11 protein-coding genes are annotated in these 13,052 nt (G+C 43.4%); 9 read left to right on the top strand and 2 right to left on the bottom strand.

Features of this window, described 5'->3' with window-relative positions; all coding sequences use genetic code 11:
• The first annotated feature begins 547 nt into the window (after positions 1–547).
• The 6 genes from PLL47_RS07635 to PLL47_RS07610 all read left to right on the top strand — a co-directional run bounded on the left by PLL47_RS07635 (position 548) and on the right by PLL47_RS07610 (position 6,874).
• Positions 548–1,612, top strand: a complete 1,065-nt coding sequence (locus tag PLL47_RS07635) for a 60S ribosomal export protein NMD3 (RefSeq protein WP_324445595.1) — start codon at positions 548–550, stop codon at positions 1,610–1,612.
• Between the two features lie 24 nt (positions 1,613–1,636).
• Positions 1,637–2,836: an ATP-grasp domain-containing protein gene (locus PLL47_RS07630; RefSeq protein ID WP_324445594.1), complete on the top strand. Its 1,200-nt coding sequence runs from the start codon at positions 1,637–1,639 to the stop codon at positions 2,834–2,836.
• A gap of 117 nt (positions 2,837–2,953) precedes the next feature.
• Positions 2,954–3,445 (top strand): transcription factor, encoded by a 492-nt coding sequence (locus PLL47_RS07625; RefSeq protein ID WP_324445593.1) that lies wholly within the window; start codon positions 2,954–2,956, stop codon positions 3,443–3,445.
• Between the two features lie 10 nt (positions 3,446–3,455).
• Positions 3,456–3,968: a TIGR00295 family protein gene (locus PLL47_RS07620; RefSeq protein ID WP_324445592.1), complete on the top strand. Its 513-nt coding sequence runs from the start codon at positions 3,456–3,458 to the stop codon at positions 3,966–3,968.
• Between the two features lie 249 nt (positions 3,969–4,217).
• Positions 4,218–4,850, top strand: a complete 633-nt coding sequence (gene psmB, locus PLL47_RS07615; protein ID WP_324445591.1) for an archaeal proteasome endopeptidase complex subunit beta — start codon at positions 4,218–4,220, stop codon at positions 4,848–4,850.
• A gap of 110 nt (positions 4,851–4,960) precedes the next feature.
• Positions 4,961–6,874: a beta-CASP ribonuclease aCPSF1 gene (locus PLL47_RS07610; protein ID WP_324445590.1), complete on the top strand. Its 1,914-nt coding sequence runs from the start codon at positions 4,961–4,963 to the stop codon at positions 6,872–6,874.
• A gap of 129 nt (positions 6,875–7,003) precedes the next feature.
• Here PLL47_RS07610 and PLL47_RS07605 read toward each other — a convergent pair whose 3' ends face one another.
• Complete coding sequence (locus PLL47_RS07605) at positions 7,004–7,681, bottom strand: HAD family hydrolase (protein WP_324445589.1); 678 nt, start codon at positions 7,679–7,681, stop codon at positions 7,004–7,006.
• 902 nt (positions 7,682–8,583) lie between these two features.
• Here PLL47_RS07605 and ftsZ point away from each other — a divergent pair.
• The 3 genes from ftsZ (at position 8,584) to PLL47_RS07590 (ending at position 11,945) form a co-directional block, all read left to right on the top strand.
• Positions 8,584–9,765 (top strand): cell division protein FtsZ, encoded by a 1,182-nt coding sequence (gene ftsZ / locus PLL47_RS07600; protein ID WP_324445588.1) that lies wholly within the window; start codon positions 8,584–8,586, stop codon positions 9,763–9,765.
• A gap of 203 nt (positions 9,766–9,968) precedes the next feature.
• Entirely contained in the window at positions 9,969–11,450 is a 1,482-nt protein-coding gene (locus tag PLL47_RS07595; RefSeq protein ID WP_324445587.1) for a dihydropteroate synthase-like protein, read from the top strand.
• A gap of 36 nt (positions 11,451–11,486) precedes the next feature.
• Complete coding sequence (locus PLL47_RS07590; protein ID WP_324445586.1) at positions 11,487–11,945, top strand: hypothetical protein; 459 nt, start codon at positions 11,487–11,489, stop codon at positions 11,943–11,945.
• 831 nt (positions 11,946–12,776) lie between these two features.
• Here PLL47_RS07590 and PLL47_RS07585 read toward each other — a convergent pair.
• A complete protein-coding gene (locus PLL47_RS07585) occupies positions 12,777–12,938 on the bottom strand; it encodes a hypothetical protein (protein WP_324445585.1) in 162 nt (53 codons plus the stop codon).
• Positions 12,939–13,052: the final 114 nt, after the last annotated feature.

The raw sequence follows: 13,052 nt of genomic DNA, 5'->3' as shown, positions 1-13,052 counted from the left end.
CTCAGGAAGGCTGCCTGGCTGGATGGAAAAGAACTGGCCGCCAAAGAAATAAGTTGGAACAGAGTTTAAATCAAAAGCATCCGTGCATTCTGCACGGGTACTTTATCTTTTTTTTTAATAAGATATTTCATAACAATCTGTGAAAGACTGTTATATTTATGCAGAGCTTTGCAGATACTGGAATGGGGCAGGAATATCACTTTTAAAAAATATTATTTAAATTATTTCTCTAAATATTTGTTCCTGGATCATTAAAAACTACCGGACCAGGAAAAATTATACAAATGCTTATATAAGGAAAATTCCGATATAATATGCTTCAAAATGGGGTATTTTTCAGGAATCATTCAGAAAATTCAATGCTCTCGGCTGGTATGATAACAAAATTTCAGTCCAGCAGTTAAGAGAATGAATAAAGAAAATTGGAAATCCAGCTATTCTTAAATAACATGAGTATGCTTAAAGATGACTTCGGTGTTACTCAAAATATTGTTTCTCAATACTTTTGAAAGCTATTACTCCAAGAAGACAATCGTAAGGACTATAGATGAATTCTATTACATGCCCGAAATGCGGCACAGAATGCGACAAACTTTTTGATTCCGTTTGCAGAAACTGTTTCTTTGAAACTTTCAAACTAATCGAGCTGCCCCTTGTGCTCCATGTAAGGATCTGTTCCAGCTGCGGAGCATATTTCCACAGGAGCCGCTGGGAAAATATCGGCAAGCTGGAAGAAGTGGTACTGAAAGCCGTAGAAAACGCACTTTATATTCACAGCGAAGCAGGAGATGTGGAACTCTACCTGGAGCCGAAGGAAATTACACCGTATATATACATGGTGAGAGCTGAAGTAGACGCAGTTGTAAGAGAGGAACCGGTCCATGCCGAGGCTGAGACCGAAGTAAGGGTCCAGCGGACAGCCTGCGATATGTGCAGCCGTGAATCCGGAGGGTATTTTGAAGCAATCATCCAGATAAGGGCAGCGGGCAGGTTCCCGAGCGAAGAGGAAAAAAAGCGCTGCTATGCCATAGCCAGAGAATCTATGGAAAGCATGAAGAAAAAAGGTGACCGGCTGGCATTTATAAGTGACTACCAGGAGCAAAAAGAAGGCATCGACCTTTACATGGGCTCCATGAACGCCAGCAGGCAGGTCTGCCGCATGATTATCTCTGAGCTGGGAGGCAGTTTTTCCGAATCCCCTACTCTTGTCGGCATGAAAGATGGAAAAAATCTCTACAGGATTACTTTTGCCATGAGACTTCCGGAGTTCAGACCCGGGGATGTAATAAGGTTTAGAGGGAGAATCATCCAGATAAGGAGTTCAGGCAAGAAGGTAAACGGAATAAGCCTTGAAGACGGTTCCCGGTTTATCTCAACTCCTGAAGAGCTCAAAGGCGCGGAGAAAATTGCAAATATCGAGGATGCTGTCCTTACAGTTCTGGTTTCAATTGAAGAAAATGCAATTCTTGTGCTTGATCCTGAGACCTATGAAACTGTCGCAATTAAAAAACCGATGTCTTTTAACGCAGAAGCAGGCAGCGAAATCCCGGTTCTGAAAACGGAGTATGGGATCTTTGCGCTGGCACACTCAGATATTCCGCAGGAAAAATGAAAGATCCGAAGAAAAGAGGAAAATATGCAGAATATCCTTGTAATTGGGTTTGATACGCGAAACATTGTCTGCTCTGCAGGCAGGGCAGGTTATACTGTCTGCTCTATTGATGCTTTCCGTGACCTTGACCTTCAGGAATGTGCATATGCATCAGCTCTTCTTGAATGCAGAACCTCAGGCGAACTCCGTCAGCTTGATCCTGAATGGATAATAGCTAAAATGAAGGAGTTCGGACTTGATTTTGATGCAATCGTGCCCGGCTCGGGAATGGAGATGCTGGATCCGTACAGTTTTCCCTGCCCTGTACTTGCCAGCAGTCCTGAAGCAGTGAAGAAAGCTTCAAACAAACTGCACCTTGCAAAAAGGCTTGAAGCTCTTGGGATACCACATCCTCGCTGTTATTCCCCTGACGAGCTGGACACTATCGAATATCCTGTAATTATCAAACCCGCTACAGGAGGAGGAGGAATATTTAACAGGGCTGCAAAGAACAGACAGGAACTTCTGGCAGCATTGGAAGAATTATCCGGGCTGGATCAGGGATTCACGGAAAATGAAATTGTTATTCAGCAGTTTCTTGAGGGAACTCCTGCAAGCGTCTCTTTGCTTTCTACAAAAAACGAAGCTCTGGCAGTTGCTGTGAACGAGCAATTGATAGGGATACCATGGCTTTCAAGGCTGCCTTTTGCCTACTGTGGAAACATAACGCCTTTCAGGACGGAGTATGCAAAGGAAATGGAGAAACTTGCAGAAAAACTGGTGCTTGAACTCGGGCTCATCGGCTCTAATGGAGTTGATTTTCTGGTCACTGAACAGGGACCTGTGGCGCTGGAAGTAAACCCCAGGTTCCAGGGAAGCCTGGACACGGTTGAAAAGGCTATGGGAATTAACCTTTTTGAAGCTCATGCTGGTTGTTTTAGAGGAGAACTGCCGGAAAAACCAGATGCAAAAATGTTTGCTGCAAGGGGAGTTCTTTACTCGGATCGAGAACTTTTTATAGACAGAGAACTCATGGAAGTCATTCTCAGGGAGAAAATCGCGGATATTCCGCCTCAGGACACTGTTATCGAGCCTGATTGGCCTCTTACCTCCCTGTTTGCATCCGCCTCAACAAGAGATGAGGCAATAAAATCTCTCGAAAGAGGAGCAGAGAGGATAAAGACTTTTATTGCGGATCGCATTACAGGAGAAATAGAGTCACTGAGCCCCGCTAGAGAAGCATGAGGTTCAGCTGCTAAAAGTTCAGTTTTCCAGACGTGAAAATCTTTTTAAGAAAAGTCATAATGTAAGCTTTAATACTGGTATGTTCAATTTAGATAAGGGATTTGCGAGGTGAACACTTTGGTCGATTTGAATGACAAGGTAATTAGAGGATACCTCATGAGCCTTGTAGGGGAAGACGGACTTAAAATGATAGAAGGAATGCCCGAAGGCGAGATCACGGATGAAGAAGTTGCTAATAAGACTGGAGTTCTGCTGAATACCGTGAGAAGAACTCTTTTTATACTCTATGAGAATAAATTTGCAATCTGCCGCCGGGAAAGAGATTCCAATAGCGGATGGCTGACTTATCTCTGGCATCTGGACTTTTCCGATATAGAGCATCAGCTTATGAGGGAAAAGAAAAAACTGCTGAGAAATCTGAAGACCCGCCTTGAATTTGAAGAAAATAATGTTTTTTACGTTTGCCCGCAGAGTTGTGTTCGTCTTCTTTTTGACGAAGCAACGGAAACAGAATTTCTCTGTCCCATGTGTGGGGAAGACCTTGTCTTCTATGACAATTCTCGCTTTGTGGGAGCCCTGAAAAAACGCGTGGATGCTTTGTCTGCATAAGGGATTTATCTTGACAACCAGAGCCGAAGCAATAAGGCTGCTTGAAGAATTTGGCTGTGCCCCGAACGTAATCGAGCACTGCAAAGTGGTTGCCTCACTGGCAGTCGAGATTGCAGAAAAAGCAAAAGCAGCAGGGCAGGATGTGAATCTGGAGCTTGTAGAAGCTGGGGCTCTTTTGCATGACTCCGGCAGGTGCAGGACACATGAGATTGCACACGCAGTTGAAGGATTCAGGCTGGCTACAAGCAAAGGAATCGAACCTGAAGTTGCCGAAATAATTAAGAGGCACATCGGAGCTGGAATCTCTAAAGAAGAAGCAAAAGAGTTCGGACTTCCTGAAGATGACTATTTCCCCAGGAGTCTGGAGGAAAAGATCGTTGCGCATGCAGACAACCTTGTAAAAGGTACAAGCAGGATAACTATACAGGAAAGGCTGGAGTTCATGCGTAAAAAAAATGTACCTGAACAGGTAATTCAGAGGGTAAAGAAACTGGCTGAAGAAGTGGAAGAACTTTCACATTAAATTCCGGGTTTCTGCAGCGAAAATGAATGTTCATTTATAAAAAACAGAGAAATTATTTTATCTAATTAATCTTTCCGGTTTTAAATGCAAACGCATTTAGAAAAAGGGAGGAAAACTTATATATAGCGATATTAATAATGAGATAATGGATTGCTAAATCCTGCGATTTAAGCTAAAAATGCTCACCTCAACTAAAACATTTTTTTTAGCGCCATTTTCTCATTTTCAGCTTATTATGAGGGTATGTTTATGGATAATGACAAATATTTAAAGGGCACAACTACCGTAGGAGTAGTTTGTACCGATGGAATTGTGCTCGCAAGTGAACAGCGAGCCACTATGGGGCATTTCATCGCAAGCAAAACTGCAAAGAAAGTTTACCAGATTGATGACCTGGTAGGGATGACCACTGCCGGTTCGGTAGGGGATGCCCAGCAGCTTGTGCGATTAGTAAGTGTTGAGTCCCAGCTCTATAAGATGCGCAGGAACGAATCCATGACAATCAAAGGGATTGCTACTTTGATGTCGAACTTTTTAAATGCTAACCGCTATTATCCCATGATGGTCCAGCTCCTTATCGGAGGGGTTGACAAGAATGGACCTGCGATTTACTCACTGGACGCAATGGGAGGAAGCATTGAAGAGACAAGGATTTCGGCTACCGGTTCTGGTTCTCCCATGGCATACGGAGTTTTGGAAGACCAGTACAGAGAGGACATGACTGTAAGTGAAGGTCTTGACCTCGCGATCCGGGCGATCCACAATGCAACGAAAAGAGACTCAGCTTCCGGAGAAAATATCGATGTAGTCGTAATTACAAAGGAGGCATTCAAAAGGTTGGATCCTGAAGAAGTAAAATCCAGAAGGGCTTCATTAAACTAATAATTTAATTGTTGGTTTTTTATTTCAATATACAAACTAACACCTTTTTCAAATATTATTTTTTCAACATCCAGATCTTTTTGATTTTTTGACAAAAAGGAAGATTCTTAATGCCTATAGAAGACGTGCTATTAGACCTCAAACATAAAATTGAGAAAAATCTACCTGCAGGAGTTACCATTACCGACGTCGAATTCGAAGGCCCTCAGCTTGTTCTGTATACCGAAGAGCCCAGAAAATTCGCAGACGACGGGAATATAATCCGCAACCTGGCAAAAGACCTCAGGACACGTATTGCCATGCGTCCTGACCCCAGAGTGCTTGCTACTCCTGAGGACTCTATTTCTATAATTGAAGAAGTTGTTCCAAAAGAATCCGTAATCTCGAGCTACTATTTTGACCCCGATTCCGGAGAAGTGATCATCGAAGCCGAAAAGCCCGGGCTTGTAATAGGAAAACATGGCGCAACCCTCAGAGAGATTACAAAGCAGATCGGCTGGATTCCCAAAGTTGTCAGGACTCCCCCTATTAAGTCCCGTACAGTGAAAAATATCAGGGAGTTCATGCGGAACAACCTCAAAGAAAGAAAGGAAATCCTGAAGACAGTGGGGAGGAAAATTCACAGGGAGTGCACCTCAAAAGACCAGTGGGTAAGGGTTACAGCCCTTGGGGGATGTAAAGAAGTGGGAAGGAGCTGTTTTTTGCTTTCGACCCCTGAATCCAGAATCCTGATTGACTGCGGAGTTAATGTGGGTTCTGACGAAAATATGACACCCTACCTTTATGTTCCTGAAGTTTTTCCATTAAACCAGATAGATGCCGTAATAGTTACCCACGCGCATCTGGACCATCAGGGACTTGTTCCCCTGCTTTTCAAATACGGGTATGAAGGGCCTGTTTACTGTACACCTCCCACAAGAGACCTTATGGTGCTGCTCCAGCTCGACTATATCGATGTGGCAGCTAAAGAAGGAAAGAAGATTCCCTACGAATCAGGGATGGTAGCAAAGACCCTCAAACACACCATACCTCTGGACTATGAGGAAGTAACGGACATCGCCCCTGATATAAAACTGACTTTCCACAATGCAGGTCACATCCTGGGCTCGGCAATATCCCACTTCCATATAGGGGACGGTCTTCACAATGTAGTCTTTACCGGAGACTACAAGTATGAGAAAACCAGGCTTTTTGACCCTGCTGTTAATAAGTTCCCCAGGGTTGAAACGGTTATCAGTGAAGCTACTTATGGAAACGCAAATGCTTTCCAGCCCGCACTTAAGGATGCAGAAAAGCACCTGCAGATGGTTGTAAAGAACACCATTGAACGCGGAGGGATTGCAATTATTCCTGCTTTTGCTGTGGGCAGAAGCCAGGAAGTTATGATCGTGCTTGAAGAGTCCATAAAGAAAGGACTTATTCCTGAAGTTCCGGTCTACCTTGATGGAATGATCTGGGAGGCAACTGCAATCCATGCAACACATCCTGAGTACCTTAACAATGATTTAAGAAAACTGATCTTCCAGAAAGGCCAGAACCCCTTCCTGTCCGAATGCTTCAAACCTGTAGATTCTCATGAGGCACGCCAGAAGATTATCCAGAATCCTCACCCGTGTGTAATCCTTGCAACTTCGGGCATGATGAATGGAGGACCTGTTATGGACTATTTCAAAGCTTTTGCCGAAGACCAGCGCAATACCCTCGTGTTTGTAGGTTATCAGGCTGACGGGACTATAGGGCGCAGGATCCAGAAGGGATGGAAAGAAATCCCTATGACAGGAAAGAACGGAAGCACAGAAATGCTGAAAATGAATATGGAAGTTCAGGTTGTGGACGGCTTCTCAGGCCACTCGGATAGAAGGCAGCTCATGGAATATATTAAAAGAATGCAGCCCCGTCCGGAAAGAGTGTTCACAGAGCATGGGGACGAAAAAGCCTGTGTTGACCTGGCAAGTTCCGTTTACAAGAAATTGAAGATAGAAACCCGCGCTCTCACAAACCTTGAAACCGTGAGACTTCTGTGACCCCCCTCTGGGGCCACACTATGTTTTTAAGAGAGGTCAACATAAAAAATAATAGAAGATACCAGATAAGAGTTTATGGTGAGCTAAGGTTTCTACAGAATTTTTACTGAATGTTTACTGAATATTATATCACCTGCGCCGGAGAGAAAATTCGGGGCTGAAAAGAGGCTCAAGGCTGAGGAGATGTTCCATCAACTTTTGATGGTCCCCCACAACAAGATCCGCCCTATCAAGCTCTGAAGGCTTTACGTATGTGGGAATTCCTATACAGTAGATATCAGCTTTTTTTGCGGCTTCCACACCCAGAACCGCGTTTTCGATCACAATGCATTCTTTTTTACCGACATTAAGAAGTTCAACTGCCTTCAGAAAAGGGTCAGGATCCGGCTTTGAATTAAGAACATCATCTCCCGTGACAACAGTATCGAATATTTCGGGAAAAAGATGGTCAATAATCCCGTTAACGATAAAACGGTCCGAACCTGAGACAACTGAGAGCAGAAATCGTGATTTAAGAAGTTCAAGGCACTCTTTCATTCCATCGAAAGCCTTCAATTTAAAAATACGGTTAAATTCCTGCCTGTAGATTGCCGTGATAGTTTCAAAATCAAAGGCTTCGGGTTCTTTTCTGGCTTTTCTGATCAGCAGGGGAAGGCCGTTTCGGGGGTTTGAACCTTCGATTGCATAGATATCCTCATCCTTTATTACCATGCCCATGTCTAGAAAAGCCTTCTTCCAGGCGGCTGCGTGGAAAGGCATGGAATCTACGAGAACACCGTCCATATCAAAAATTAATGCTTTTAACACGTTTCTGGCTCCTGAACCGAGAAATGACAACGAAGATATAGGGACGTTAATAAATAACCTGGAGTTTTCCTGAGTTCAGTTAAGTTAAGAGTTAAGGTAAAGTGGTTCAAAATAAAAACGGTTTTGCAGTCTTAAAGCTTTCCAGAGACTTCCTGAAAAAGTAGTATTAAAAGTATTCCTCTGGAGAAGTAAGCAAGCCGCTCTCTTGATAAATCAAATTTAAAAAACATCAAGAAATCAGAATATTGAACTTAAATTTATATAAACACTTATGTGCAGTTATTTCTCAGTACTGGAAAAAATAAGCAAGCGCCGCAAAATCTTCGAAAGATACCGAAAAAGTTTTTAAGATGAGCACTCTACTTAAATAGTAATAATATAAACAGTTTCATTAAATTGAGAGTATTCCAGTTTAGAAGTCTCAAGAAGACGTAGTATAGATGCTACATATTCAATAATTTGAGGGAAGCATGGCAGTAAATTAACAGATAAGAAAGAAAATATTAATTGCCCTGATATGAATGATCAGGACAGCTTTCCTGAAAAACGAGACTTTCTAGAAAAATTTAAGATACTGTATATAAACATTGCGTAAACTTTTGCTTTTTGTCCTGGAGGGTTCAGGAACAAAAAGCAAAAAATAAGTAAAATATATGAAATTTATGGATGATATATTTAAACTTCATATATGACTTAAAAATACTGTTTAAATATACCCGAAATGTTTAAAGATTAGTAGAGTGACAACTTATTAAAGATAACGGATGAAAATCTTTTATTAGGTTTTTACAGGTTATCCCCAATACTTGATACTGGCAAAATTTACCCCCCGATATAGAGGGTGGGGGAGTGAAAGAAAAATTAGAGATATATAATAAATAAAATCCAACCGAGGGGATAAATTGCAATCTATAGTACAGGAAGCAATGAGATATAGCGAAAAAGAGAAGGAATCCAGAAAGGCTTCCTCCTCCGATGAAGAATTTGAAGAATTCGGACAGCCGAGAATTATGATTGTTGGATGTGGGGGCGCAGGAAACAATACCGTAAACCGTCTCTACAACATTGGAATTGAAGGTGCAGAAACAGTCTGCATCAATACAGACAAGCAGCACCTTGACAATGTAAGGGCTGACAAGAAGATCCTTGTAGGAAAAACCCTTACAAGAGGACTGGGGGCAGGAGGCTATCCTGAAACCGGAAAGAAAGCCGCAGAACTTGCAAGAGGCACCCTTGAAGAAGTTTTAAAGGATGTAGACCTTGTTTTCGTTACAGCAGGCCTCGGAGGAGGTACTGGAACAGGAGTTGCCCCTGTAGTTGCCGAAGTTGCAAAAGAACAGGGAGCAATCGTCGTAGGAATGGTTTCAAGCCCCTTCAGAGTTGAAAGAGCCCGCATATTCAAAGCTGAAGAAGGACTCGAAGACCTGCGCAGGGCAGCAGACACAGTAATTGTTCTGGACAACAACAGGCTGCTTAATTACGTGCCCAACCTTCCTATTGACCAGGCTTTCTCAGTAATGGACCAGTTAATTGCAGAAACCGTAAAAGGAATAACTGAAACCATTACAGTGCCCTCTCTGATCAACCTTGACTATGCAGATATAAGGACAATCATGAGCTGTGGCGGAGTTGCCGTAATGCTTGTAGGGGAATCAAAGAGCCAGGACAAGAGCACTGAAGTTGTGCGGACAGCCCTGAACCACCCCCTGCTTGATGTTGACTACAAAGGTGCAACCGGAAGCCTTGTCCATGTGACAGGCGGGCCTGACCTGAGCCTGAAGGAAGCTGAGGAAATTGCCTCCATGCTTACTTACGAACTTTCCTCGAATGCCAATGTAATATGGGGCGCACGAATAAGGGAAGACTACGAAGGTAAAGTCCGTGTAATGGCAATAATGACAGGCGTCCAGTCCGCCCAGATCCTGGGTCCTCAGGCGGGAGCTGGAATCCTGGAGTCCAGAACCGAAGCTGATCAGATCCAGGAAAAGAGATTTGGAAGAGCGTCAATGGCGGCCAGAAAAGCAGAGACTGCAGGGCCTCTAAGAAAGAAGCACGAAGAATCAATTATTGATTTCATAAATTAAACCAATACCAGGCAAAAGCCCGAACCCGCAGGTTTTCGGGCTCCCCTAAATATTCTTCGGACCATTCAGGAGAGCAACCCGAAATCAAGAGAAAGGAAGTTTCCTCAGGGCGGAAAGTTCGGGTTTTTCCTGACCGAAAACTTATTTTTTGAAGCGATTTTCAGATAGATACTCTTTTTTATTAGCTATTCTATCTAAAAAACATGAACATTTTAATTGCAACAGGGCGGCTTGCGGAAAATACCGTAAGGAAAGCAGTCGGAGAAAAAGCAGACGTCCTTGTAGCAGACATTGACATTGCTGCCTTTATCACCCCCAGAAAGCTTTTCAAAGCCTATGAGGAAGCCGGGCTCTCAAAAAAATATGACCTTATTCTGATTCCCGGGCTTGTAGCAGGGGACTTTTCAAAGGTATCGGATGAGCTGGACTGTAAAATCCGGCTGGGTCCGAAACATGCTTATGACCTCGGCTTTGTGCTCCGCTTCGCAGAGGACGTTGAGTTTTCTGAAAAGATCCCTGCCTGTGAGCTCCTTGCAGATGTGCGAAAGGAAGAAGCTCTTGAGCTTATCAGAAAAGCCGAAGAAGAAGCCATTTCTCCCCTCACCCTCAGGGAGGTTAAGCTGGGAGGAAGCTCACGCATGAAAGTCATGGGGGAGATTGTAGGAGCAGCAGAGATGAACCCTGCTGACCTGGAGATAAAAATCGAAGCTTTTATCGCCCGGGGAGCAGATATTATCGACCTCGGAGCTTCACTTAACACCCTTCCAGGACAGATTCGGAGTGCGGTATCTCTTGCAAAATCTCTCACATGCGTTCCAGTGAGTATAGATACTCTTGACCCTGAGCTGATAAAGGAAGGAATAGAGGCAGGAGCAGACCTTGTTCTGAGCCTCAACAGCACAAACATGGACACCGCAGGTCCGGCAGTTGCAAAATCAGGTGTTGCCACAGTCATAATTCCTGATGAAGGGAACAGCCTGGAAAGCCTGCTGAGAAATATAGAAGCTGCCCGCAGGCTGGGAATTAAAAAAATCATAGCTGACCCCGTCCTTGACCCGGTAGGCCACAATATAACCGAATCCATTGTACGCTACCATGAGTTTCACCGGATGCATCCTGAAGTCCCGTTATTCTTCGGAGCAGGCAATGTAACCGAGCTCATGGATGTAGATACAATAGGAGTAAATGCCACACTCTGCGGGATTGGGGCAGAAATCGGGGCAAGTATCCTTTTTACCCCCGAATACAGCGATAAAGCCCAGGGATCCATAGGGGAATTAAAAAAAGCCTCTGAGATGATGCAGCTTTGCAGAATAAGGGAAAGTTCCCCCAAAGACCTTGGAATCGACCTTCTTTGCATAAAGGAAAAAAGGAGGCGTCCTGACAGCCCCCTCCCCGAAAAAGTGATCACTGCCAGAGCTTCGAAAAACTGGCGTACAGATCCAGCGGGCCCAATTAGTATAAGAATTGTGCCGGACAGAATTGGCGGAAACGGCGGGCTGATTGTAGCTGAACATGAGAAAGCTGCAGTTGCAGGAGAAAGTGCCAGGGAAGTTATGGATACATTACTTGAACTCAATCTGGTCTCTCGCCTGGATCATGCTGCATATCTTGGAAGAGAACTGGAAAAAGCCGAACTTGCTCTTAGATTCAACAGGAGTTATGCTCAGGACGATATATTCTGAATACCGGAAAACAGGAAAAAAGAGAGATGTGAGAAAATGAAACTTGAATATGAGGATAAACAGTCAATCTTTGAGATAGTGGCAGCCCGCTATTTCACAACACAGAACTGGAAATGGGTAAACCTGAAAAAAGACCTTAACAAAATCATCAGGGCTTTTGATGAACTGAATGAGCAGTATGCATCCTACTCCTATGTCAGCCGGGACTGGTATGTGGAAAATATGGGGTCCAAAAATCTCCATATGTGCAACAGCTGGGATGAGCTTAAGAATCTGGTTACCTTCCTCAATACCTATGGTACAGCTTTTAACTTTCTTGTGAACACAGGAAACAGGAAGTCTTTCTGCATCGTGAGCAACTCGAGAGATCTGGACGAGAACCAGGCAAATGCAATCAAAGAAGTTCAGAAACTTGGATACAATACCTTTGTTTTCCTTGCTACGATTCCGGATGAAATCGATTTTCAGCTGCTTCAGGTAAGGGGAGTTAACTGAGCTCCCAGACCTGCTTTAGCTTTCGCCCTTCAGTCAGCTTTTTTGGTCAAAAACTTAAAACCTCTTTGCAGGGAAAATTATCCAATTTTTTTGCGTATTTTATCCTTATGAGCCGGAGCCACACACAGAATAAAAACATTGAAAACGAAAGATTTTTAACCAATCCCCTTCAAATAGGAAGGTGTCTTCCTTTTTTTAGGAGGCAAAACTCGTAGTGTGTGAACAGTTTTAGTAATATTTGCTGTGTGTAATGAGGAGGCTTGCTTAAAGGATAGAACGGAACGATTGATAACAGCTACTGCTATACATCTTTGTTCTTATATTTATCTACATATTGACGAGCCAGAGCTGTAGAAAAAACCTGTACTTAAGATGAAAGCCAGATCCTGCCGGGTCTGCAGTCATCGCAGATTATGCTTTTACTGGACTCTGCATGTCAGGATAGATAAATTGGGATAAATAATACTCACAGCTTTTCTGGAAAATAGTCCAGCTGATTGATCGGTTAGTCTTGAGAATTGAAAAATTTTGAAGACTACAGGAAGAAGGATACAGTGCCTGCTGTAATCTGATAAAAACTGAGAAAAGATCAGAAAGTGAGGCACATTTTTGGAAGAGAGAAAGCACAGGGAAAGAGAAAGACCGGATCATGACAGAAGTGCAACAACAACTCTGCAAAGCAGAATTTGTGAAACTTGCGGCATGAACTATAACCGAAAATCTGCTTTATTGTTTAATGATAACCTGTAAGTATCCAGCCTTTTGTATCAGGATTTCCTGGCTCAATAAACATATTCACTGCCCCAGACACTCTGCATCCGACATTGCCGATCACCAAACAGAAGCCTCAAAATTTGCAGGGTTCCATTGGGCAAGTAAGAGACCAGTAATAACAGGAGATCTGCAGGCATCATAAACTATCACATCTTCAAAGCACAGCGTGTTGTGGTTGCAATATAATTCCGCAGCCAGGACCTTGCCTTTTAACGGCATTATCTCTCAACATGCCCCGTCACTTCAACAAGGCTCTAATGCCACATTTCCGACATGGCCAAAGAGAATGATAAAAGAGACCGAAGTACTTTAGCGGCAGTATACCTTACGCTT

Source organism: Methanosarcina sp. (genome assembly GCF_035390745.1).
GTDB lineage: Archaea > Halobacteriota > Methanosarcinia > Methanosarcinales > Methanosarcinaceae > Methanosarcina.
Note: the sequence above shows the minus strand (reverse complement) of the source record. Positions and strands in the feature narration are given on the sequence as shown.